The sequence below is a fragment of the Candidatus Brevundimonas colombiensis genome (assembly GCA_029202665.1).
In the GTDB taxonomy this organism is placed as follows: Bacteria; Pseudomonadota; Alphaproteobacteria; order Caulobacterales; family Caulobacteraceae; genus Brevundimonas; species Brevundimonas colombiensis.
In genome coordinates this window covers 502,728-526,728 of the sequence record CP119326.1, presented here as the reverse complement: position 1 = coordinate 526,728, position 24,001 = coordinate 502,728, and the positions used below count along the sequence as shown (strand labels likewise).

Genomic DNA, 24,001 nt, shown 5'->3' with positions numbered 1-24,001 from the left:
ATAATTCCGATAATGTCGTGAGGGGTTCTCAAGGGCGAGAAGTATTTCTACACGTCGGGAAGCCTTAGAAATGGATTCCTGATGCGTACCGCCGTCGACATTCTATCCCTGATCGGGGACACGCCGCTGGTCCGGCTCCGTGCCGCCTCGGCGGCGACGGGTTGCGATGTTTATGGCAAAGCGGAGTTTCTCAATGCGGGCCAGTCGGTCAAGGACCGTACGGCGCTCGGCTTGATCACGGCGGCCCGCTCCTCAGGCGCGCTCAGGCCCGGGGGCGCTATCGTCGAAGGAACGGCAGGCAATACCGGGATCGGCTTGGCCATCGTCGGCGCCGCCCTGGGGCATCCCGTCTTCATCGTCATGCCGCGCAGCCAGACGGAGGAAAAGAAACAGGCGGTGCGCATGCATGGCGCGCGCCTGGTTGAGGTGGATCCGGCGCCCTTCTCCAGTCCCAATCATTTCATCCACTTCTCGCGTCGGCTGGCCGAGCAACTGAACGCCAGCGAGCCGAATGGCGCCTTCTACGCCGACCAGTTCGACAATCCGGCCAATCGCCAGACCCATTACGAGACGACCGGACGTGAAATCTGGGAGCAGACAGGCGGCCGAATCGACGGATTTGTCTGCGCCGCCGGCACCGGAGGCACCCTTTCGGGGGTCTCGACCTATCTGCGAGAGCGCAATCCCGGGATCGCAATCGGCCTGGCGGATCCGCCGGGCGCAGCCTTGCATGCCTGGTACACGCGCGGGGTGCTCGAGTCCGAAGGTCGTTCGGTCGCCGAGGGGATCGGGGTCAATCGCATTACCGGCAATCTCGAAGGTTTGGAGGTGGACCACGCCTGGCGGATCGAGGATGGCGAGGCGCTTCAGATCCTTTTCGATCTGGCGCGCGACGAGGGACTCGCGCTCGGCCCGTCCAGCGGTTTCAACATCGCCGGCGCCCTGCGGATGGCGCGCGTGCTCGGGCCGGGCAAGACCGTGGTGATCGTCCTGTGTGATCCCGGACAGCGCTACGCCGGCAAGATCTATAATCCCGCCTTCCTGCGCACGCGCGGGTTGGCGGTTCCGTCATGGATGGAGCCCGCATGAGCCAGGACGTCGAAGGGCGCAGACTGCCTCCGTTGAATGCGTTGAAAGCCTTCGAAGCCGTCGCGCGCCTGTCAAGCATCACACAGGCGGCCAAAGAGCTGAATGTCACGCCGGGCGCCGTCAGCCAGCAGATTCGGCTTCTGGAGGATCATGCCGGCGGCCCACTGATGATGCGCGAAGGTGGGGGGCTGTCGCTCACTGATCTCGGGTCGAGGCTTAGACCGGTCGTGCGCGAGGCCTTTGACCATCTGAAGCTGGCGGCGGACGTCATCTATGGACTTTCCGCGAGACAGTCGCTGTCGGTCAGCGTGCCGCCGTCCTTCGCCGTGCGCTGGCTGGTGCCGCGAATGTCCAGATTTTATGCTCTGCATCCCGAGATCGAAACCTGGATTTCGGCGGACATGAAACTCGCAGACGTGGCGGGCGGTCGCGCCGACGTCGCCGTCCGTTACGGCCAGGGTGATTACCCCGGGGTGCGCAGCGAGGTGTTGATAGAAGCCGGCGTCATCCCGATCTGCAGCCCGGAGCTGTTGTCCGGCGCTCACCCGCTGAAGACGCCGGCTGATCTGGCGCACCACAGCCTGATCCATGTGACGCCCAGTCAGATGGAGGAGCCGCGACCGGACTGGCTGGCCTGGCTCGCCTCGCGCAAGCTCGAGGGTATTGACGCTCGCCTCGGCGCGCGTTTCGACCAGACCGCCTTCGTCATTGAGGACGCGATCCACGGACGGGGCGTGGCCTTGGCCCCGCGCGCCTTCGTGGCGCAGGAATTGGCGGCCGGGCGGCTGGTCGCGCCGTTCGGCGACGGCTATCTCGCCACCGATAACGCCTACAGGCTGATCACTCGTCGTGGAAGCCTGCGCCCCGCCGCGCAGGCTTTCGTGGCCTGGCTGCGCGCCGAGGCGGCGGCTGACGGCATCGTCGCCGACGAACTCTGATCATTGATGCCCCGTTTGGTCGGGGCGCCTGATGGCCCGGGGTCGAAGGTAATCGCCGATCCGACGCCTCGGGTGTCGAGCCACCGCGTCCAAAGGCGGAGTTCTGAATAGAAATTCTAAAACGCGGCCCTACCCTTCTAGGGCGCGGGGCGCGGACTCTTCAGTCTACCGTTCTTCATCGAACCGAGTTCGCAGGAGGGCGGCATGGCCGGACGACAATCACGACTAATCGCAGCAGGCGCCAGCGCGTTGGCGCTTTGGGGCGCTGGGTTTGGGTCTATTCAGGCTCAAGCCCAGACGCAGAACCAGGATCTCGATCCGGCTGCGGTGCACCGATCCGCGCTCGTTTTGGACGGGCATGCCGATGTCCTGCTGCCATCGACGCCGCAGCGGTATTGGCTGCCCAACGGAGGGTCGCGTGTCGACCTCGACCATCTGACGCGCGGCGGCGTGGACGCCATCGTGCTGTCCGTGGCGGTCGGGCCAGGGCCCGGGGATGCGGCGGGCGTGCGAGAAGCGCGCGCGCAAGCTGACGCCAAGCTGGCGGCGATCAAGGCGTTCGTGGCGTCCAACCCACAGCGGATCGGACTGGCCTTGAGTGCTGACGATGTCGAACGTCTGGTTGGCGAGGGCCGGGTCGCTGTTCTGATCGGATTCCAGAATGCGCGTTCGATCGGCGCGGACTTGAGCCAGATCGACGTCTTCTATCGCGAAGGCGTGCGGGTGTTCGCCTTCAACCATGCGGGGCACAACGCATTTTCCGACTCGTCGCGCCCGATCGATACGCCAGTCGCCGAACATCACGGCCTTTCCCCCATAGGACGGCAGGCTGTGGCCAGACTGAACGACCTCGGCGTCCTGATAGATGTCTCGCAGCTGTCCAGTGAGGCCCTGGCCCAGACGCTGGCTTTGACGCGCGCGCCGGTCGCGGCGACCCATTCGAACGCCCGCGCCCGGATCGAAAACACGCGCAATCTGACCGATGCGGAGCTTGACGCCATCAAGGCGAACGGCGGTATCGTTCAGCTGACGCCTTTTAACGCCTATTTGGTCGAACCGGACGCAGCGGCGAGGGACCGTATCGGCGCGGTGCGCGCCCAATACGGCCTGGCGCAGAACTTCGCCACGGCGACAGACGGCTATGCCGGATTGGGCGAAAGACAGCAGGCCTTCCTCGACGCCTTGGCGCCGCTGCTGCCTAAGGCGACCGTCAGCGACTATGCCGATCAGCTCGATTATGTCGCCAAGCGGATCGGGTGGGAGCACGTCGGGGTCGGGACCGACTTCAATCACGGGGCGGGCGTCATCGGTTTCGACAGCGCGGCGGATGCGCCCGCCGTCACGCGTGAGCTGTTGAAGCGTGGCTATACGCCTGCTCAGATCAACGCCATCTGGGGCGGCAATTTCCTGCGGGTGCTTCGTGCTGCGGAGGCCGCTCGTCGCACCTGATGACGGGTGGGCGTGGGGCTGGGACAATCTTCTGGACAGCTATCGTCAGGAGAGGTCGCGCGCCGTCCTCGGCACGACGGGCGTTGACCCTGGTCGTCATTCTCGCCTTCGGCTTCAACCGTCGCCTCACCTGCGGCTGAGGCAGCGTGACCGGGTGACCATCAAACCGGGATGCGCCACGCGTCCCCTCTGCTCTTCAACAGATGCCGCCTGATCGAAAGCGCCGATGAACAAGACCTTTTCAGCCTCTCGCCCGGACCCCCAAGCGGATCAGGACTGGGCCGACCTCTTGTCGCCGGGACGCCGTGTCCTGCTGGCCGGCTCCGGCCTCGCCCTGGTCGCCGGTCTTGCTGGCGGCGCGGCCAAGGCCCAAACGCCGGGCCAGACTCCGGCTAGGGAACCGGCTCAAAATCTGTCCCGGACCGGACCAGGCGCCGCCCCGGCTGGACGATCCGCCGCCGTACCGCCTGCGCCGACCGGCCGCAGCCCTTGGGGCTACGAGACCTATAAGGAGCCGGCGACACGACCGGCCGGCATCCGGCCGGGTGAGGAGACCCTGCCGACGCTGCCCAGGGCCTATACGGACATCAAGAGCTACCACGCCCATATCTATTTCGACGAGGACACTTACGAGAAGGCGGCTCTGCTGCGGACCTGGGCCATCGAGCGTTTCCCGGTCGAACTGGGCAACTGGAACCTGGAGCCGCGTGGACCCCACGTGACGCCGTCTTTCTATTTCGGTTTCACAAACGATCTGCTGCCGGTCCTGGTGCCCTGGCTGCAGTTGAACAGCCTGGGGCTGACCATCCTGCTGCATCCGAACACCAATGATCCCCGTGCCGACCATCTCCACTACGCCCTGTGGGTCAATCGCGCCCAGCCGGTGAACGGCTACAATCTGCCGTCCAGCGTCACCGACGACAGGATCGAACAGATCTTTCCGAACGTGACCCCTACGATCGCTCCGGAAACAGCTTGAATCACCGATATGAAATCTAGGATTCACTGTCCTTCAGGCTGCCACAGCCCTTCCCTGGTATTGGCTGATCCTGCCGGCCGTTCGGCGCAGGCGGTTGCCTGAACAAGGCGGACGGTCGCGATTTCCGCATGGGCGGCGTTCACGGAAGGCTGTGCCGGTTTTGAACGAGGGGTCTTAATCGGCTACGAGTGAATTCAGCAGGATTTTGGGGCGTTTTCGCCACCGGCCCAGTAGCGCGCAGACCCCACATAGAAACGCTACGGCCAGCGAGAGATGCGACAGGCTGTCGGCGTCGAGGGGGGCGGTGTGATCGGCGATCCATAGGCCCGTCATCAGCCCCGAAAGGCCGAGCGCGATCTTGGTCGTGGCGGTGAACAGGCTGTAGCCATAGGCCGCTGAGCCTCGGTCGGCCGCAAGGTCGAGTTGAGCCAGAAGCTCGGAGAACCGCGACCAGACCAGCAGAACCACGCCGCCCACGGCGACGCCGTAGGCCGCCAGCGCGGCAAGGGCGGCGAGGTTTCCCTGTTCGATCCCGAACGGCAGAAGCAGGACGGCGACGCCGGTGGCCAGATAGGCGACGGCGAGACTGGCCGAAAGAGACAGGCGGGCCGTGATCGGCGGCCATATCCAGATCGCCGCCAGACGCAGCACGGCGATCAGCATCAGGGCGTTCGCCATGACCCCCGTGCCGGAGATGTCGAGATGCAGGATGGCCTTGCCGACGCAGGCGATGGCCGCGAAACCGACCATCTGGACCAGACAGAATCTGACGATCGCCCAGCGGCGAGAGGGGCTGACCTCAACTCGCACAGGGGGCTTGGAAGGCGACTGTGATTGTGTGACGGAGCCAAGCAGCCAGGGCAAGGGCGCCAACATGACGAGCGCCAGCGCCGCCACGGCGATCAGCAGCCCCTTGGCCGAGCCCTGGCCCGCAGGGTTGGTCATGAGCAGGGGGATGGCGGTCGCGGCGATGATCAGCCCGGCGGCGGCGCCGATCGCGGTTCGCCATCTCCCGACGGCGAGATGGCCGTGTCGACGGGCCAGAGCGGCCGCGACCGCGTTATGCGGGACGTCCAGAATGGCGAAGGCGCAGCGGAACGCGAACAGCGTCAGACCGGCCGCGATCACCGCACCCGCCTGAAGCGAGGGCAGAAGCGCGAACATCGAACAGGACACGACCGAGGCGGCGGCGCAGATGCCGGGAAGCATCTGTTGCAGCGCCGGCCTTGCGTTCAGCGCGCGTCCCCAGACGCCGTCCAGCAACGCATTGCACAGGGAGGCGAGGATGAAGAGCGTGCCGGCCAGGGGTGCGGAGACGTGCAGTATCGCAATGAGGGTGTAGAGAAACAGCGCGTCGCTGCCCGCCCACAGAAGGCTCTTGCCGCCATGGGTGACGCCGAAGGCGAGGAGTTGTCGTCGATCGTGACCCACGCCGTCGCTGATAGGAGCTTTCGATGACAGGGCCGAGACAGGCGAGGCGCGCCTGTCGCCTGCGGCATGACTGGACTGTCGGCTCAGGAGGGATATGCAGGCGCCATGAGCAGATCACCGCTTCCGGCGTCGGACAGAAACTCTCCGGCCAGTCTGGCCATCATCGATGCGGCCCGGACCGTCGTCGCCGAACGGGGGCTGGGCGGCATGAGCCTGCGGGCCGTCGCAGACCAGGCGGCGGCTTCGGTGGGGTCGATCAACTATCGGATCGGCGATCGGGCCGCGCTGGTGGATGCCGTCACCCAGCGCGAGATCGACAGTCTTCGGGCCGCGCGCGAAATCTGGCGCGCGCGAATGGACGGGATCGATCCGGTCGCCGCCGGCATCCTCGCCGATCTTGTCTGCGAATGGCTGGATGGCGCGGCCCGCGAAAGACGCGTGTCCGCCATCGTGGTTGGCGAACTGATCCTCAAGGCCAGTCGTGATCCCGCCGCCGTGCCGCTGGCGGCCGGGTTGCTGGCGCAGGAGGAGGCGCTGTGGGTGGACATCCTGCAGGCCGCGCCAGAAGGCCGCCGTCTCGCCGGTCGGATTTCAGCCTATTGCCGTGACGAGACGCCCTTCTCGATCCTGTTCGCCGATAGTCTGGACTACAGACTGTTGCGCCAATCGACGGTGCGCGCCCTGCTGCGTGATCGCACGGCGCCGGCGCGGCGGGAGTGGAATCTCTGGCACCTTGGCCTTGTCGATCGCCTCGCGGCGCCGGCGGCCGAGGCTCTGGACGCCAGCGGCGACACGCCGCAAGGGGTGAAGGCCAGATTGGCCGAGAACATCGCCGACCTGATCATCGCCGAAGGCGTGGATGCGGTCGGCCATCGCGCCGTGGCCCAGACGGCGGGCGTCGCCGCCTCCAGCGTGGCGCATCACTATCCCACCCTGCGCGATCTGGTGTTCGGAGGCGTGGAGGCCCTTTATCGTCGCATGCGGGCGGACCTGGCCGCGACCAAGGGTGCGGCTCCCAGCGGCGCGGACGTCGTGCGGCTTACGCATGAGACGGCGCTGGCGGCGTCCAGAAACGTCGCCTTCGCGCCGTTCGCCATAGATATGCGACGACGGCGCGCGGAGAATGTTCATCATGACGTGGCGCGTGCGCTCGATCTGGAGCCGGGAACCGACCGGGCCCTGACCCAGGCGGTCGTGATGGCCGCCATCGGGCGTCACCTGGGCGCGATGGCGCGTGGTCTGGCCCCGACGCCGCTGGCCGAGCTGGTCCAGGAGTGTTTTTGAGCCGTACAGTTGTTTTAATTTCGCTCGAATTGTTCACAAACGGGTCGAACGACTGTCTTAAATGCGTAATGGCTGGCCGGTAGTGGCTCTCCCGCGATCAATGCGGGGAGCTATCGACATGACGGGCCTGAGCGGAAAACGTGCGCGTTTCCTTTATTCGACCATACTGGCGGGCGGGGTCTTCATCCTCGCGGCCCAACCGGTCCTGGCGCAGGAAAACGGCGGCGCGGGCGAGGCCGCGGCTCTGCCCGAGATCGTCGTCACCGCCGAACGGCGCGCCGAGCGCAGTCAGCGCGTGCCCCTGGCGATACAGTCCGTCACGGGCGAGGCCCTGACCGACACGGGCTACACATCGGTTACTGATCTTCAGTATGTCGTGCCGGGCCTGCAATATGACCCGACCCAGGGGGCGGCCTTCCAGATTCGCGGCGTCGGCAGCACCTCGTTCGACTTCTCCAACGCCAAGTCCGTCAGCGTCGTCGTCGACGATGTGGTCATGGACGGCCAGCGGGCCAACGGCCTGACCGGCTTGGTCGATATCGACCGCGTCGATGTGCTGATGGGTCCGCAAGGCACGTTGTTCGGCAAGAACGCCACCTCGGGCGTCATCGCCGTCACGACCAAGAAGCCGCGACTGGGCGAGACTTCGGGACGGGCCAGCGCCAGCTTTGGCGAGCACGAGGACAGGATCCTCAACGCCACCGCAAATATCCCCCTGGGACCGATCGCGGCGCTGCGTATTTCAGGCTTCGACCAGGGTCAGGAAGGCTTCGGGCGCAATGTGACGCTGAACCGGCGCGTCGGAACCGTGGATGAGTACGGCGGCCGCGCGAAACTGTATGTCGAACCCTCGGATACGCTGAACCTCATCCTGTCCGCCGACTACGCCCGCCATTGGGACAGCAGCGTGCGCACCCCTGTCTCGGGTCAGCCCGCCAATGTCACGGCCATGTTGAACGCCCTGGGCGTCTATCCCGGCCCCAAGAGCGCCGACACCGCCGATTCCTCTTTCGGCCAGATCAAGACCGAGGAGTGGGGCGGCTCGCTCAAGATCAGCAAGCAGATGGGCGAGTTCGAACTGACGTCCATCACCGCCTATCGCGAGACGGGCTATTATAATTCCACCCCGGCCAGCCTGCTGCCGGCGGACCAGTATTCCTATATTCCGTTCAATATCGGCGACCTGTCGACCGACAAGTTCAGCCAGGAAATCCACCTCGCCTCGCCCCAGGGCCGGTTCGTCGAGTATCTGGTGGGCGCCTTCTATAATAATCTCCACGCCCGGCAGACCCAGTTGCAGTGGGCCACCCTGGGCCAGCCTCTCTATGGGGCCGACGGCGCGCCGCGCCCCATGCTGATCGCCCTGACCGGCGCGGCCGGCGTTGACGCCAACGCCTCGCTATTCGACGCCCGCAACGAGACCCTGGCTGCGTTCGGCCAGGTGAAGTTCAATCTGTCGCCGCGCTTCAGCGTCGCCTTCGGCGGGCGCTACACCTCGGACAGAAACTCGCAGGGTCTGGATTTCATCATGATCGACCCGCTTCCGGTCGCCGGTTATCGGCCGACCTTCGTGGGATCGAGCGCGGCGCCCGTCATCTCGTACGGCAAGGTCAGCGGAGATGACTTCTCCTACAGGATCGCGCCCCAGTTCCAGATTTCGCGCAATATCATGGCCTATGCCAGCTATTCGACCGGCTACAAGCCGGGCGGGGTCGCCTTCGTCGGCAACAAATACGCCCCCTATCGCGACGAGACGGTCGAGGCGTGGGAGGCCGGCGTCAAATCCGAACTGTTCGATCGTCGTCTGCGCCTGAACGTGGATGCCTTCCGGTCCGACTTCACCGATTTCCAGGCGACCATCCTGACCAAGATACCGGACGGCGGCGGCGGTTTCCTGAACGCCACCGTCATCGGCAACGCCGGGGGCTTAAGGACCCAGGGCGTGGAGGGCAATGTGGCCCTGATGATCATGCCCGGCCTCTCGGTCTCTGGCGCCTTGAGCTACACGGACGCCTATTTCACCGACTATGTCTATAACGCGACCACCAACTACACCGACACCAAGCTGACCAACGCGCCGGAATGGTCGGGCACGGCGGCGATCGACTACGAACACACGCTGGTTTCGGGCCTAGGTCTGCGCGCCCACGTCGATTACGCCTATCGGAGCGAGTACTGGACCGTCGTCGGACAGCCGGACTATTCCAATGTCCCGGGCTATGGCCTGGTCAACGGACGCCTGACCTTCACCCTGCCGAACAGCAACGTCGAGTTCGGCCTGTATGGTCGCAATCTGTTCGATGAGTATTTCTCGACGGGTTGGCAGAACTACGGGGCGTTGGGCCTGCTGCATTACACCTCTCCCGGTGCGCGACGGACGCTGGGCGCCTTCGTGAACCTCAGCTTCTGATTGGGGGATGACCATGCGCAGTTTCTTCCCGAGCCTTCTTGTCGCCGCCGGTCTGCTGATCGTCGGCCCGACCTGGGCGCATGACCGGCGCGGGCCGGACGACAGCCTGCCGATCAATGCGATCCAGGTCGTGGGAACCCACAACAGCTACGCCCTGCCGGCCGATCCGCGCGTGATGGCGCTGATGGCTCCGCGTCTGGCCGCCCTCTACGAAGGGATGCGCGCACACATGTCGTCCGACCAGATGGCCGTCATGCAGGAAGAGCATCCCGGCGACATGACCGACATGTCTAAGGTGCTCGACTATGTGCAGATGCCGATCCAGGCGCAGCTTCGCAGCGGGGTTCGCAGCCTTGAGCTGGATCTGCAGCCCGATCCGCAGGGCGGCGCCTATGCCGATCCTCTGCCCTATCGGATGCTGCGCGAGCAGGGGCAACAGGATCTCGCCCCCATCTACGCACAGGAACTGGTCCGGCCGGGTCTGAAGGTCCTGCACGTCGCCGACCTGGACTTCCGCAGCCAGTGCCCGACCTTCCGCTCCTGCCTGACCCTGCTGCGGCAATGGTCGGACGCCGAACCCGACCACAGCCCGGTCTTCATTCTGCTGGAGCCGAAGCTGTCGGGCCTGGACAAGGCCGTGCCGGGGGCGGCGGTGGTGCCGCCGTTCGATGCGCGCGCCTTCGCCGAGGTCGATGACGCCATCGTATCGGTCCTGGGGCGCGACAGGGTGTTCACGCCCGACGACCTTCGCGGCGATAGGCCGACCCTTGAGGCGGCGGTCCTGGCCAAACAGTGGCCCACGGTGTCGCAGGCGCGCGGGAAATTCGTCTTTCTGTTCCTGGTGCCCGGCATGAATCTGGACGCCTTCGCGCCCTATCTGGAAGGGCGGCCGTCGCTGCAAGGCCGAATGGCTTTCGTTCAGGGGCGCGCGGGCATGGCGCACACGGCCTTCATGCTGTTCGACAACGCCCTGGTGCGCTCGGCCGAGATCAGATCCGCCGTCGCCGCCGGCTATATCGTCCGCACGCGCGCCGACATCGACACGGTCGACGCCCGCAAAAACGAGACCGCGCGTCGAGAGGCGGCGCTGGCCAGCGGGGCGCAGGTCATCTCGACGGACTATCTGTCCGCACCCAACGTCTATGGCAACGACTACGCCCTGCCGCCCTTCGTTGGCGGCTGGCGCTGCAATCCGGTCGTGGCGACGTGCGACACGCCCAGGTGACGCCGACGGCCGGCATCGCGCGCAGGATGCCGGCCGCCGTGGCGTTGGATCTGACTGAGTTGGTCCTGCGTGGCCCGGGCCTGATGTGAGTCGTCCTCAAGGGGGGGCTAAGCGATCGGATTCCAGACCACAACGATTGCGGCCTCGGGCCGTGCCGGTCTTAAGTGGTCTGGATATCCACCCTAAAGGCGCCCATCGCGCCGCAAGGAAGATCGCGTTGTCTCAGTCGTCGCAGGCCATCAATCGCATCATCGTCGTCGGCGGCGGGACCGCCGGGTGGATGGCGGCGGCGGCGTTGGCCCATGCGTTGGAGGGGGCCGGGAAGTCGGTGATCCTGGTGGAATCCGAGGCTATCGGCATCATCGGCGTGGGTGAGGCGACGATCCCGGAAATCCAGAAGTTCAACGCGCGGCTCGGCATCAACGAGGCGGATTTCCTGCGCGAGACCAAGGCCACCTTCAAGCTGGGGATCGAGTTCGAGGGCTGGCGTCGCGAGGGCGAGCGCTATTTCCATCCATTCGGCGCCTTCGGGGTGGATATGGAGGGCATCGCCTTTCATCACTTCTGGCTGAAGGCCTGCGCCGAGGATCAGGCCGAGCCGCTCGAAACCTATTCCATGGCCTGGCAGGCGGCGCGGCGGGGGCGGTTCGCCCATCCCCAGGGCGGGCCGCAGTCGCCTCTGTCCAGCCTGGGCTACGCCTATCATTTCGACGCCGCCCTCTACGCCGGTTTCCTGCGTCGGTTCGCCGAACGGCTGGGGGTGGTCCGGTGCGAGGGGCGGGTCGTCGAGGTGCGGCAGAGCCAGGCCGGCGATGTCTCGGGCGTGGTGCTGGAGGACGGGCGGGTCGTGGCGGGCGACTTCTTCATCGACTGCACCGGCTTCATCGGCCTGCTGATCGAAAAGACCCTGAAGGCCGGCTACGACGACTGGTCGGCCTGGCTGCCCTGCGACAGCGCTGTCGCCGCGCCGTGCGAGCGGGTCGAGCCCCTGTCGCCCTACACCCGATCCACCGCGCGCGAGGCCGGTTGGCAGTGGCGTATCCCGCTGCAGCACCGGGTCGGCAACGGCTATGTCTATGCGTCCGGCCATCTGGCGCACCAGGATGCGGAGGACGCCCTGATGTCGCGGCTGGAGGGGCCGGCGCTGGCCGAGCCGCGTCGGTTGCGGTTCGCCACCGGGCGACGCCGCGAATGCTGGAAGCGAAACTGCGTGGCGGTGGGCCTGTCCAGCGGCTTCCTGGAGCCGCTGGAATCGACCAGCATCCATCTGATCCAGAGCGCCATCACCAAGCTGATCACCCTCTTCCCGGCGCAGAAGACCGACGATGGGCTGCGGCGTGAGTTCAACGCCTTGATGGAGGAGGAATTCACCACCGTCCGCGACTTCCTGATCCTGCACTACAAGGTCACCCAGCGGGACGGGCCGTTCTGGGAGCAGGTTCGCGCCATGCCGATCCCGGATCGGCTGGCCGACAAGATCGCCCTGTTCGAGCAGACCGGGCGGATCGTCAGGCGCGACCACGACATCTTCTCGGAATCCAGCTGGCTGGCGGTGGCGGTGGGGCAGGGGCTGGCGCCGCGCGGGCGTCACCCGATCTCGGACGTGATCGGCCCCGAGCAGAACCGGACGCGGCTGGCGGCGATCCGCGACAGCATCTGGCGCACCGCCGACGCCCTGCCGTCGCACGCCGACATGCTGGCGGCGACAATGAACCGTCGCGCCTCATAGGCCCCGGGCGAGCCGGCCTCTGAAACACCTGTTGAAGAAAAACCCGAGACGGAGCGCCGTGAGGCGTTGACATCGCTGTCAATCGGGCGTTCCTACACCCTCGCGGACGGTCGATAAGGCTGCCGATATTCTTACGACGGCCTGGACCGTCGGACCTCGGGGGGATCAAAGTGAAGTCAGAGATGTTCCATGCCGGACGTGCGCCCGCCGCTCGCGGGCTTCGCCGTTCCGTTTCCGCGCTGGCCCTGACGGTCGCCGTGGTCGGCGCCACCGCCGCCCACGCCCAGTCGACATCGGAGCCGCAGACCACCGCGCCGGCCGCAGACGACGCCGCACAGGTCGATGACGTCGTCGTCACCGGCATCCGCGCGCGCATCGCCTCGTCGCAGGCGATCAAGCGCGATTCCGACACCTTCGTCGACGCCGTCACCGCCGACGACATCGGCGCCCTGCCGGACAAGTCGGTCAACGAGGTGCTGCAGCGCATCCCGGGCGTGAACATCAACCGCTTCCAGGGCCCGACCGACCCCGACCACTTCTCGGTCGAAGGCTCCAACGTCATCATTCGCGGCCTGTCCTACGTCCGCTCCGAGTTCAACGGCCGCGACGCCTTCAGCGTCAACACCGGCCGCGCCCTGGGCTTCAACGACGTCTCGCCCGAGCTGCTGTCGAGCGTGGCCGTCTTCAAGAACGCCACCGCCGACCGTATCGAAGGCGGCATCGCCGGCGTCGTGGATCTGCGTACGCGCAAGCCCTTCGACAACCGCAAGTTCGTCTTCGCCGCCTCGGCCGAGGGTTCTTACGGCGACCTGCGCGAAAAGGCCGGCTTGGGCTATTCGGCCCTGGCCAGCAATGTGTGGGACACCCAGCACGGCACGTTCGGCGCCCTGCTGAGCTATGGCGAATCCGACCTCTATTCCGAGGCCTACGGCTCGCACCTGACCGACTTCGTCTATCGCCCCGACCTGTCGAACGGCGAGGACCGCCGCTACGTCCCGCGCGGCGGCGCCGTGCGCACCCAGCAGTTCGACCGCTCGCGCTCGACCCTGGACGGTTCGTTGCAATGGGAATCGAACGACGGCCGCGCCAAGCTGACCGGCGAATACATCCGCGCCGACTCGCGTTCAGGCTGGACCGAGCGGGTGATCGAGGTCGATCTGGGCAGCGGCGGCGATCCGACGCCGACCGCCGGCAATCCCTTCACCTATGGCTCGAACGGCGTCTTCACCAGCGGCCTGCTGGTCAATAATGCGCCCAACCTGCAGGTGGCGCCCAAGCGCGAGCGGGATCTTCAGACCCTGACCGAAGACTTCTCGCTGGCGGCCGAATTCCATCCGACCGACCGCCTGTCGATCTGGCTGGACGCCCAGTACAGCAAGGCGTCGGCCGACGACGTGGACATGAGCATCTACGGCGCGATCACGCCGGTCTACACGCTGATCGGCGAAGGCCGTCACGGCGTGCCGGACATCCAGTTCGTCGACGCCTCGGGCCAGCCCTCGGCCCTGACCAACGATCCGGCCAACTTCTACTATCGCGCCGCCATGGATCACGTCGAACAGTCCGACGGCGATCAGAAGGCGTTCAAGGCCGACCTGAAATACGACTTCGACAACTCGTTCCTGCGCGCCATCCGCATGGGCGCGCGTTATTCGGATCGCGAACAGACGCGCCGCTACAGCGCCTATAACTGGGGTGCGATTTCCGAAAGCTGGGCGGGCGGCATCTCGCCCTTCCAGACCACCGGACCGCTGGCGGTCGCTCAGTACGACTTCCCCAACTTCCAGCGCGGCCACAACCCGTCGCCGATCAACAGCTACTATCCGACCATCGGCCTGGCCTCGGCCTATCGCGATGGCACGTTGCAAGCCGCTCTGGCGGAGGTCAGGAGGCCTGAAGCATCGTGGAAGCCTTTGGACAAGCGTGACGGCGTGGTTTCCGGCACGCCATTCCTGCCCGGCGAGACAAACGTTTCGTCGGAACAGACGAAGTCCGCCTATGTTCGGTTCGATTTCGGTCGTGACGATATCTTCGGTGCTGATACGGCGCTCACGGGCAACATCGGCCTGCGTTACGCCAAGACGGAATTCCAGACGCGCGGCTTCATCACGACGCCGAAGGTGGGCGAGCAGTTCGGTGACGCCGACAGGAATGACCCGAGATTCCCGGGCCAGGGTATTCCTGTCACCCAAGCCAATGCCGCCGCCATTGCGCGTTATCGCTGCGGGCTGATCCAGCCTGGCCAGTCCGGACCGGGCTATTGTCTGCTCTCCGATGCACGATTGAATGATCTGATCGCCTTCAGCGATGGCAGCACCCAGCCGGTGGAGCGCACCAACAGTTACGATGACTGGCTGCCCAGCCTGAACGTCAACGTGAAATACAAGGAGTGGGTCTTCCGCGGCGCCGTCTCGCGCGCCATGACCCGGCCGGACTTCGGCGTCACCGCCTTCTCCGCCGGTCTGTTCTACACTGACATGAACCAGATTCGGGCGAACGGAGGCGACGTCAATACGGCGCCCCTGCTGACCACGAACGGCGGCGGTTCGTTGCTCACGGGCGTTCGCGCCTGGAACTACGATCTCGGCGTGGAGTGGTATTTCAAGCCGGGCAGCTCGCTGACGTTCAACGCCTTCTACAAGGACCTGACGGACATTCTGGCCAGTGGTTCGTTCGTTCAATCGTTCAGCAACACTCAGGGCGTCTCGACCGATGTTCTGGTCAACCAGCAGGTCAACATCGGCTCCGGCTGGATCAAGGGCTTCGAGGTGGGTTACCAGCAGACCTACAGCTTCCTGCCGGGTCTGCTCAGCGGGCTGGGGATCGAGGCCAACTACACCTTCGTCGAGCCTTCGACCTTCCCCAACGCCGTGACCGAGCCGCGCTACGCCGGGCTGGAGCTGCCGCTGCAGCAGTTGTCGCGCCACACCTACAACTTCTCGGTCTTCTATGAGCGGGATCGTCTGTCCGCGCGCCTGGCCTACAACTGGCGCAACGGCTTCCTGCTGACGCCGCGCGACGACGTGAACCCCTTCTCGCCGATCTTCAACGCCTCGACCGGGCAGTTGGACGGGTCGATCTTCTACACCCTGAACGACAACTGGAAGATCGGGGTGTACGGGGCCAATCTGCTGGACGAGGTCACGGTCACGGAACAGCAGACCTCCTACAAACTGAACGGCGTCAACCAGGCCGGTCCGCTGGCCCCGCGCTCCTACTTCCGCAGCGACCGCCGCGTGACGTTGAGCCTGCGCTACACCTTCTAAGACCTTCTCTGAGCCGAAGGCCTGGGGCGTCGATCACCGATCGACGCCCCTTTTTTTATGGATCAGGCGACGCCGTGAAGATCGGCCATGACCGTGTCGTGCGTCGGCAGGGCGGCCAGGGTCTGGTCGAAGGCCATCACCATTCGCCCCAGCGCGCCAAGGGCGGCCGAAAGGTCCAATCGGTCCGCCTGGACGTCGTAACGGCGGGGCGTCAGGCCCAGGCCCGCCATCACCATCCCCCAGTGCTGGGCGTCATAGGGATCGCCGTCCAGCATGACCGCGCCGTTTCGCGACAGGAACTGGCGAACCCGCCGTTCCAGCTCCGGTCCGAACGGCGCCAAGGCCGCGCCTTGCGGACCCTGACGCAGGATCAGGTGAAGCCGGTCGGCGCGGTGGCCCGCGTCTCTGGCGGTCGCCGTGTTGTAGGCTGCGGCGCAGGCCGGGATCTGGTCTGTCGCGCCGGGCAGACACGCGGCCAGCGTCTTCAGCTGCTGGCCCAGCAGGATGTCGTCCAGACCCAGGGCCGGGCCGAAGCTGGCGGCTGCGGGGCCCAGCGCCAGTCTGTCGCTGATCCAGGGGGTCCGAAGGAAGCCGGGACCGACGGCGGCATCGGATTGGTCGACGATCTCGACCTCGCCGACGGCGGCCCGCAGGCGGCCCCTCGCCTGATCCGGCGACGTCCGGCTCTCGGCGTAACAGAGGCTGGCGACGCCGCCGCCCCGCAGCGGCGTCAGCGTCAACAGACTGTCGGACAGCGCCCGCACGGCGACATAGGGCGGCTGGTCGCCGCCCCGATAGCGGACGACCGCGAGGCGATCATGACCCAGTCGGCCGCGCCAGTCCCCGTCGCCGTGGAAGGCGGCGGCGCGGGTGTCGACGGTCAGAAAAGGCGTCCAGCCTTCCGCCTCGTCCGCCGACATGCACCGGGCGCCGTCGCGCAGGGCGGCCGCCCTCAGGCGCGCCGTCAGGACCGCGCGGTCCAGCAGCAGTCGGGGCCGCAACAGCGAACGCGGCGACTGTCGTTCGGGGCTGGGGTGGGCGTATTGGCCCGCACGCATGACCCGCGCCTGAAACTGAAGCGGCTCCAACAGGGCGGCGTAGCCGTGCCCCCCCGGCGCCCCCAGCGCCGCCCGCAGCACCACGTCCTGAACGGCCACGCCGTCGATGGCGGGCAGGGGTTCCTGCTCCGCCAGGGCCATGTCGCGCCCCTCGCGCCATTCGCGCAGCATGACGCCCAGGCAGAAGCCGCCCTGGGCCTGGACCATCAGGTCGTCCCCGTCGTCCGCCAGTTGGACCAGCAGGCCGTCCGGCTCGGCCAGAACAGGCTGCAAATCCTCGGCGCCCGATTCGCGACCGTCCTCGACCCTCACCGAATGGCCGTGGGGCAGGGCGCGGGCCAGCAGGGCCGCCGCAGCCCAGGCCGCCAGTCCGCCGCCTTGGACCCGCCAGGTCTTCGTCGCCATCAGACGCCTCCCTGCGTCGGCCGACCGCCGGCCCGAACGAAGCTCATGTGATCCGGCGTGCCTTCGACCGCGCGCCGAACCGCGTCGCGCATTCCGGCCAGCCGGACCTCAAGCCCGGCGGGATTCAGCCGGTCCACGCGCGGATCCCAGCCTTGGGGGATGATGTTCTGGCCTATCAGCACAGCAAGCCAGCTGGGTGGATGGAAGACCCCGACATCATAGTCGGGCAGCAGGCCGCGCGACACGAAGGCCTCCACCTTGGCCGACAGGCTGTCCGGCCAGGCCATCTCGCGGATGTCGCGCCAGAACGGCTCGTCTCGCTGGTTGGCCACATAGTGCAGGACCAGGAAGTCGCGGATGCGGTCGAACTCCAGCGCCATGATCGTATTGTATTCCCGCGCATCGTCCGCCATCCCGGCCCGATCCGGGAACAGGTCCAACAGGGTCGTGATGCCCAGCTGGATCAAATAGATGCTGGTCGATTCCAGCGGCTCCAAAAACCCGCCCGACAGGCCGATGGCGACGACGTTGCGGTCCCACAGCCTGCGCCGCCGTCCGGTGCGGAACGACAGCCGACGCGGGTCCGCCAGCGCCGGCCCTTCCAGATTGGTCATCAGGATTTGCTGCGCCGCGTCGTCGGAGAGGTGGGCCGAGGAGAAGACCAGGCCGTTGCCGGTCCTGTGCTGCAGCGGGATTCGCCACTGCCAGCCGGATGAGCGGGCCGTGGCCCGCGTATAGGGGCCGACCGGGCCTGTGGTCTGGCACGGCGCCGCAAAGGCGCTGTCGCACGGCAGCCAATGGCTCCAGTCCTCGAAATCCGCATCCAAGGCCTGGGCGATCAAGCGTCCGCGAAAGCCCGAGCAATCGATGAACAGGTCGCCCGCGACGCGCCGACCGCCTTCCAGGGTCAGGGCCGTGACCCGGCCGGTCTCGGCATCCAGATGGTGATCCACCACCTTGCCTTCGGTGCGGACCACGCCACGTCCGCACGACACCTCGCGCAGGAAGGCGGCGTAGAGGCTGGCGTCGAACTGGAAGGCGTAGGAGAAGGCGGACAAGGGCGAAGCCTCGTCCGATGTCGGCCGTTGGAACCGGCAGGCCTCCGCCGCCCGCACCGGATAGCTGAAGTCGTCCAGCGGCGTCGGGTCGCCGCCCGCCCGGCGCGCGGCCCAGACTTGATGGAAGTCGATCCCCTCGATCGGCTCGCCATAGGCGCCGAAGGGGTGGATGTAGGCGTCGCCCGGCCGTCCCCAATCGACGAACTGTATGCCCAGTTTGAACGTCGCCCGGGTTCGGTCGATCAGGGCCTGCTCGTCGATGCCCATCGCGGCGTTGAAGGCGCGGATATGCGGCAGGGTGGCCTCGCCCACGCCGACGATGCCGATGGCGTCGGACTCGATCAGCTCGATCTCGACGCCGCGCCTCGCCAGCCGATGCGACAGGGCGGCGGCGGTCATCCATCCGGCCGTGCCGCCGCCGAGGATGACGACCCGTCTAATCGAGCCCTGGTCTGCGATCGTGTCCATACCGCTTCGTATCAGATGAATTCCGCCCATGACAGCGCAGGACAACGGGTGAAGAATATGCGCGCGCGCGTCATCGCTATTCCCCGCATCGGTGGTAAGAACGGCGTGAGCGGTCGGTATTCGGGGGCGGAATTTGGCGACGGTGACGATCTATGACGTGGCGGCCAGGGCCGGCGTCTCCATCAAGTCTGTGTCGCGCGTTCTGAACAACGAGCCCAACGTCAGCCCGTCGCTGCGCGCCAAGGTCGAAGAGGCCGCCACGTCTCTCGGCTATCGGCGCAGTCTGTCGGCGCGCAGCCTGGCCGGCGCCTCCTCGTCGCTGATCGCCGTTCTGGTCGACGCCGACCTGACCATCGAACACTGGAAAAGCGGCCGGGGCAGCGACTATCTGGGCCGTCTGGAGTTCGGCGCCCTGATGGAGGCGCGTCAGGTCGATTATCACCTGATGGTCGAACTGGTCGATCACAACTCGGCGGACCTGGAGCGGGACCTGATGGCCCTGCTGAACTCGATCCGGCCCGAGGGCGTCATCCTGACCCCGCCCAATTCGGACAACGCCATGGTCATGGACGTGCTGGACGCCGCCGGCACCCCCTATGCCCGCATCGGGCCGGAAGCCGCCTTCGATCGGGGCTACTGCATCGAGATGGACGAGCGGCGGGCCGCCTGCGAGATGACCGCGCATCTGATCCGCCGGGGCCACAGCCGGATCGGCTTCGTGACCGGTCCCATCGCCTATGGCGCCAGCCGCCGCCGCCTGGCCGGCTATCGCGACGCCATGGCCCAGGCCGGGCTGGAGGTGCGGGCGAACTGGGTGGTCGAGGGCGACTTCACCTTCAAGTCGGGAACCGTCGCCATGGAGCGGCTGCATGAGACCGCGCCCGAGATCACCGCCATCTTCGCCAGCAACGACGACACCGCCCTGGGGGTGCTGCATTGCGCGGCGCGTCTGGGACTGTCCGTGCCGGCTCACCTCTCGGTCGCGGGGTTCGACGATTCGCCCGGCGCGGGGTTCAGCACCCCGGACCTGACCACCATCCGCCAGCCGGTGGCCGAAATGGCCGCCGCCGCCGCCCAGCGGCTGATCCCGCCGCTGCGCCGCCTTCTGACCGGCGACCCGAACGCGCGTGTCATCGTGCCGCACGATCTGATCGCCCGCCAATCCACGGCTGAGCCGTACCACTAGGGGCTGGCTGCAAACCTGTTCTTGACAGCGCTGTCATACCGCTGGCACTGTTTGACTTGTCCGCTGCAACCTTGGACGTCACGACTGGCCTGAACGCGCGCCTCCGGGGTTGGCTTGGGCGGTGCGACGGCCGCAAAGATCAGGCCTCATCCATGCGAAAGACCGCCACCGCCTTGGTGATCACCCTCATGTCGAGCGCGTGCGCCGTCGCCGCCCCGTCGCGTCCGGTTCCTGTCCAGGCGGTGACGTCGGGGACTTCGATTGTGACGGAGGGGTCTCGGGCGCATCCGGGGCTTTGGCCGCGTGCGGCGTCTCCGGCGGCGATGACGGATGCGGCGACGGAGGCGTTCGTCACCGAACTGATGGGCCGGATGACGCTGGAGGAGAAGGTCGGCCAGACGATCCAGGCCGACATCGGCTCGATCAAGCCCGAGGATCTGCTGACCTATCCGCTGGGGTCGATCCTGGCGGGCGGCAACTCTTCGCCCGGCGGGGACGAGCGGGCCTCGGCCGACAAATGGGTCGCCCTGGCCCAGGCCTTCCGCGCGGCGGCGGCTCAGCGTCCAGGGGCGAAGGTGCCCCTGATCTACGGCATCGACGCGGTGCACGGGCACAACAACATCGTCGGCGCGACCATCTTCCCGCACAATATCGGCCTGGGCGCGGCGCGCGATCCGGACCTGATCCGCCGCATCGGCGAGGCGACGGCGCTGGAGGTGGCGGTGACGGGCGCCGACTGGACCTTCGGGCCGACCCTGGCCGTGCCCCAGGACGACCGCTGGGGCCGCGCCTACGAAGGCTATGCCGAGAACCCCGAGGTGGCGCAGAGCTACGCCGGTCCGATGACCCTGGGCCTGCAGGGCCGGCTGTCGGCCGACCATCCGCTGACCGCCGGCCATATCGCCGGCTCGGCCAAACACTTCCTGGCCGACGGCGGCACCACGGGCGGCAAGGATCAGGGCGATTACGCCGGGTCCGAGCAGGAGATGATCCGCACCCACCTGTCCGGCTATCCCCAGGCCATCGACGCGGGCGTGCTGTCGATCATGGCCAGCTTCTCCAGCTGGAACGGGGTCAAACATTCGGGCAACGAGACCATTCTGACGGATGTGCTGCGCGGCCCGCTGGGCTTCGACGGCTTTGTGGTGTCGGACTGGAACGCGCACGGCCAGCTGCCGGGCTGTTCGAACGAAAGCTGCGCCCTGGCCTTCAACGCCGGGATCGACATGTTCATGGCGCCCGACAGCTGGAAGCCGCTGTACGCCTCGACCCTGGCCCAGGTGAAGTCGGGCGAGATCCCGATGGCGCGCCTGGACGAGGCGGTGCGCCGCATCCTGCGGGTCAAGGTCAAGACCGGCCTGTTCAACGACAGCCGCCCGGTCGAGGGCCATATCAACGAACTGGGCTCGCCCGCCCACCGCGCCCTGGCCCGCGAGGCGGTGCGCAAGTCGCTGGTGCTGCTGAAGAACGAGGGCTCGGTCCTGCCGATCCGTTCGGGCGCGCGGGTGCTGGTGGCGGGCCACGCCGACGACATCGGCCAGGCCTCGGGCGGCTGGACCCTGACGTGGCAGGGCACGGGCAACACCAACGCCGACTTCCCCAACGGCCAGTCGATCTGGAGCGGCATCCGCGAGGCGGTGGCGGCCGGCGGCGGTCAGGCGACCCTCAGCGCCGATGGATCCTTCACCCAGAAGCCCGACGTCGCCATCGTCGTCTTCGGCGAGACCCCCTATGCCGAGTTCCAGGGCGATGTGGACACGCTGGACTTCCTGCCGACCGAACCGCTGGAGACGCTGAAACGTCTGAAGGCGGCGGGCATTCCCACCGTCTCGGTCTTCCTGTCGGGCCGTCCGATGTGGACCAACCCGGAGATCAATGCGTCCGACGCCTTCGTCGCCGCCTGGCTGCCGGGCACGGAGGGCGCAGGCGTCGCCGACGTGCTGATCGGCGATGCGGCCGGCAAGCCGCGCAACGACTTTACCGGAACCCTGTCCTTCAGCTGGCCCAAGACGGCCAAGGGCGAGCCGCTGAACGTGGGCCAGCCGGGCTATGATCCCCAGTTCGCCTATGGCTACGGCCTGACCTACGCCCGGCCCGCCCGCGTCGGCGCCCTGTCCGAGGACAGCGGCGTGGTCAGCACGGGCAGCAGCCTGGACCGCTACTTCGTCGATGGCCGCTTCATCGCCCCCTGGTCGCTGATGCTGCGCGACGCCGGCGGCGAGTTCCGCCTGGGCGCCGAAAAGAACGGCGCCAGCCCGCGCGCCGGCGTCTCGGTGCGATCAACCGACGGCGCCGGCCAGGAATCGGCGCGCGCGCTCACCTTCTCGCCGGCCGGCGGCATGGCGATGATCGTGGCGCAGCCGGTCGATCTGGTCCGCCAGGCCAACGGCGAGATGGCGCTGGCCTTCCGTTACCGCGTCGATGCGGCCCCGGTCGCGCCCGTCATGCTGGTGCTGGGCCAGGGCCAGGTCGATGTCACGGACCTGTTCAAGGCCGCGCCGCTGGGCGAATGGCGGACGATGAAGGTCCGCCTGTCGTGCCTGCGCGACGCCGGGGCCGATCTGGCGGCAGTCGAACAGCCCTGGGGCCTGCGCGCCGCCGGCGCCTTCGGCGTCACGGTCGAAAATATCCGCCTGGCCTCGAACGAAGGCGATGCCATCTGCCCGACGACGCGCTAAGGCGCATTCGGGGCAGGGGGCCGCGCGATGACGAATGCCGAACTGAGCGTCGCCTTCTTCCTGCAGATGGCGATCGTCATCGCCGCCTGCCGCATCGTCGGCTGGCTGGCCAAACGCTATCTGGGCCAGCCCCAGGTGGTCGGCGAGATGATCGCCGGGGTGATCCTGGGGCCGTCGCTGCTGGGGCTTGCGTGGCCTGATCTGCAGGCGGCCCTGTTCCCCAAGGAGTCGCGTTCGGTCCTGTTCGTCGGCGGCCAGCTGGGCGTCGGCCTCTATATGTTCCTAGTAGGTCTGGGCTTCCGGCGCGATCATTTCCAGGCCAACGCCAGAAGCGCGGCCGCCGTGTCGCTGGCGGGCATGGCCGCGCCGTTCCTGGTCGCCGTCGCCATCGCGCCCTGGCTGGTCTCAATGGGCCTGTTCGGCGCCGGGATCGCGACGTGGCAGGCCATGCTGTTCATGGGCGCGGCCATTTCCATCACCGCCTTTCCGATGCTGGCCCGCATCATCCACGAGCGGGGTCTCAGCGGCACGCGACTGGGCTCGCTGTCGCTGGCGGCCGGCGCCATAGACGACGCGGGCGCCTGGTGTGTTCTGGCCGTTGTCCTGGCCAGCTTCGGTGCGGGACCGATGGTGGCGGTCAAGGCCATCGCGGGCGGCGGCGCCTTCGCCCTGCTCGTCCTGACGATGGGGCCTAGGTTGCTGGCCCCGCTGGGCCGGATGGTCGAGCGCGAAGGACGTGTCGGCCCGACCGTGCTGGGGATTGTGCTGATCCTGTTCATGCTCAGCGCATGGGCCATGGATGCGGTGGGGATACACGCCGTCTTCGGCGGCTTCATCCTGGGCGTGGCCATGCCGCGCGGCCTGCTCGGCCAGGAGGTGCGGCGTCAGCTTGAGCCGCTGGTGGTCCTGCTGCTCCTGCCCATGTTCTTCACCTTCTCAGGTCTGAACACCCAGCTGACCCTGGTCGACAATCTGGGCTTGGTTGCGGTGACGGGCGTCATCCTGATCGGCTCCGTCCTGGCCAAGGGCGGGGCCTGCTGGGCCGCCGCGCGCCTGACGGGTCAGGACAATCCCACGGCCCTGGGCATCGGCGCCCTGATGAATGCGCGCGGACTGATGGAGCTGATCATCATCAACATCGGCCTGCAGCGCGGCGTCATCGGTCCGGCCCTGTTCTCCATCCTGGTGCTGATGGCCATCTGCACCACCCTGATGGCCTCGCCCCTGTTCGAGGCCGTCTATGGCCGAAAGGCGCGCGAGCGGGGCGAACTGGCCGGTCTGGACGAGGCGGAGCACGATACGGCCCCGCCGCCCGGCCTCACGCCCAGGGCCTGAGAAAGCCGCCCCG

The 24,001-nt window shown here is 67.0% G+C and carries 15 protein-coding genes; 12 read left to right on the top strand and 3 right to left on the bottom strand.

Going from position 1 to position 24,001, the window contains the following annotated elements; all coding sequences use genetic code 11:
- The first annotated feature begins 81 nt into the window (after positions 1-81).
- From P0Y50_02415 to P0Y50_02400, 4 genes are all read left to right on the top strand, one after another.
- Positions 82-1,089: a cysteine synthase A gene (locus P0Y50_02415; GenBank protein ID WEK40482.1), complete on the top strand. Its 1,008-nt coding sequence runs from the start codon at positions 82-84 to the stop codon at positions 1,087-1,089.
- Entirely contained in the window at positions 1,086-2,027 is a 942-nt protein-coding gene (gene gcvA, locus P0Y50_02410; protein WEK40481.1) for a transcriptional regulator GcvA, read from the top strand. Before P0Y50_02415 ends, gcvA begins: the two co-directional genes overlap by 4 nt.
- 327 nt (positions 2,028-2,354) lie before the next feature.
- Positions 2,355-3,476 (top strand): membrane dipeptidase, encoded by a 1,122-nt coding sequence (locus P0Y50_02405; GenBank protein WEK40480.1) that lies wholly within the window; start codon positions 2,355-2,357, stop codon positions 3,474-3,476.
- 226 nt (positions 3,477-3,702) lie between these two features.
- Positions 3,703-4,455, top strand: a complete 753-nt coding sequence (locus tag P0Y50_02400) for a DOPA 4,5-dioxygenase family protein (GenBank protein ID WEK40479.1) — start codon at positions 3,703-3,705, stop codon at positions 4,453-4,455.
- Positions 4,456-4,629: 174 nt separating this feature from the next.
- Here the strand turns inward: P0Y50_02400 and P0Y50_02395 are convergent, their stop codons facing one another.
- Positions 4,630-5,886: an MFS transporter gene (locus P0Y50_02395; GenBank protein WEK40478.1), complete on the bottom strand. Its 1,257-nt coding sequence runs from the start codon at positions 5,884-5,886 to the stop codon at positions 4,630-4,632.
- A gap of 105 nt (positions 5,887-5,991) precedes the next feature.
- On the opposite strand from P0Y50_02395, the gene P0Y50_02390 reads away from it, so the two are divergent.
- From P0Y50_02390 to P0Y50_02370, 5 genes are all read left to right on the top strand, one after another.
- Positions 5,992-7,170, top strand: a complete 1,179-nt coding sequence (locus tag P0Y50_02390) for a helix-turn-helix domain containing protein (GenBank protein ID WEK40477.1) — start codon at positions 5,992-5,994, stop codon at positions 7,168-7,170.
- 118 nt (positions 7,171-7,288) lie between these two features.
- A complete protein-coding gene (locus P0Y50_02385; GenBank protein WEK40476.1) occupies positions 7,289-9,580 on the top strand; it encodes a TonB-dependent receptor in 2,292 nt (763 codons plus the stop codon).
- 7 nt (positions 9,581-9,587) lie between these two features.
- The gene (locus tag P0Y50_02380; GenBank protein WEK40475.1) at positions 9,588-10,805 is read left to right on the top strand and encodes a Ca2+-dependent phosphoinositide-specific phospholipase C; all 1,218 of its coding nucleotides are present in this window, start codon (positions 9,588-9,590) and stop codon (positions 10,803-10,805) included.
- A gap of 217 nt (positions 10,806-11,022) precedes the next feature.
- Positions 11,023-12,534, top strand: coding sequence for a tryptophan 7-halogenase (locus tag P0Y50_02375; GenBank protein ID WEK40474.1), 1,512 nt, complete (start codon positions 11,023-11,025; stop codon positions 12,532-12,534).
- A 170-nt stretch (positions 12,535-12,704) separates the two neighbouring features.
- On the top strand, positions 12,705-15,800 hold the full coding sequence (locus P0Y50_02370) for a TonB-dependent receptor (GenBank protein WEK40473.1): 3,096 nt from the start codon (positions 12,705-12,707) through the stop codon (positions 15,798-15,800).
- A gap of 62 nt (positions 15,801-15,862) precedes the next feature.
- On the opposite strand, the gene P0Y50_02365 is transcribed toward P0Y50_02370, so the two are convergent.
- Both P0Y50_02365 and P0Y50_02360 read right to left on the bottom strand, forming a co-directional pair.
- Positions 15,863-17,263 carry a tryptophan 7-halogenase gene (locus P0Y50_02365; GenBank protein WEK40472.1) on the bottom strand — a complete coding sequence of 467 codons (1,401 nt, stop codon included), beginning with the start codon at positions 17,261-17,263 and terminating at the stop codon, positions 15,863-15,865.
- Positions 17,263-18,789 carry a tryptophan 7-halogenase gene (locus P0Y50_02360; GenBank protein ID WEK40471.1) on the bottom strand — a complete coding sequence of 509 codons (1,527 nt, stop codon included), beginning with the start codon at positions 18,787-18,789 and terminating at the stop codon, positions 17,263-17,265. The genes P0Y50_02365 and P0Y50_02360 overlap by 1 nt, the downstream gene beginning before the upstream one ends.
- Positions 18,790-18,922: 133 nt before the next feature.
- Between P0Y50_02360 and P0Y50_02355 the strand changes: the two genes are divergently transcribed.
- The 3 genes from P0Y50_02355 (at position 18,923) to P0Y50_02345 (ending at position 23,988) form a co-directional block, all read left to right on the top strand.
- Positions 18,923-19,975, top strand: a complete 1,053-nt coding sequence (locus P0Y50_02355) for a LacI family DNA-binding transcriptional regulator (protein WEK40470.1) — start codon at positions 18,923-18,925, stop codon at positions 19,973-19,975.
- Positions 19,976-20,127: 152 nt separating this feature from the next.
- Positions 20,128-22,653, top strand: coding sequence for a glycoside hydrolase family 3 N-terminal domain-containing protein (locus tag P0Y50_02350; protein WEK40469.1), 2,526 nt, complete (start codon positions 20,128-20,130; stop codon positions 22,651-22,653).
- Positions 22,654-22,680: 27 nt separating this feature from the next.
- On the top strand, positions 22,681-23,988 hold the full coding sequence (locus tag P0Y50_02345) for a cation:proton antiporter (protein ID WEK40468.1): 1,308 nt from the start codon (positions 22,681-22,683) through the stop codon (positions 23,986-23,988).
- The last annotated feature ends 13 nt before the right edge of the window (positions 23,989-24,001 follow it).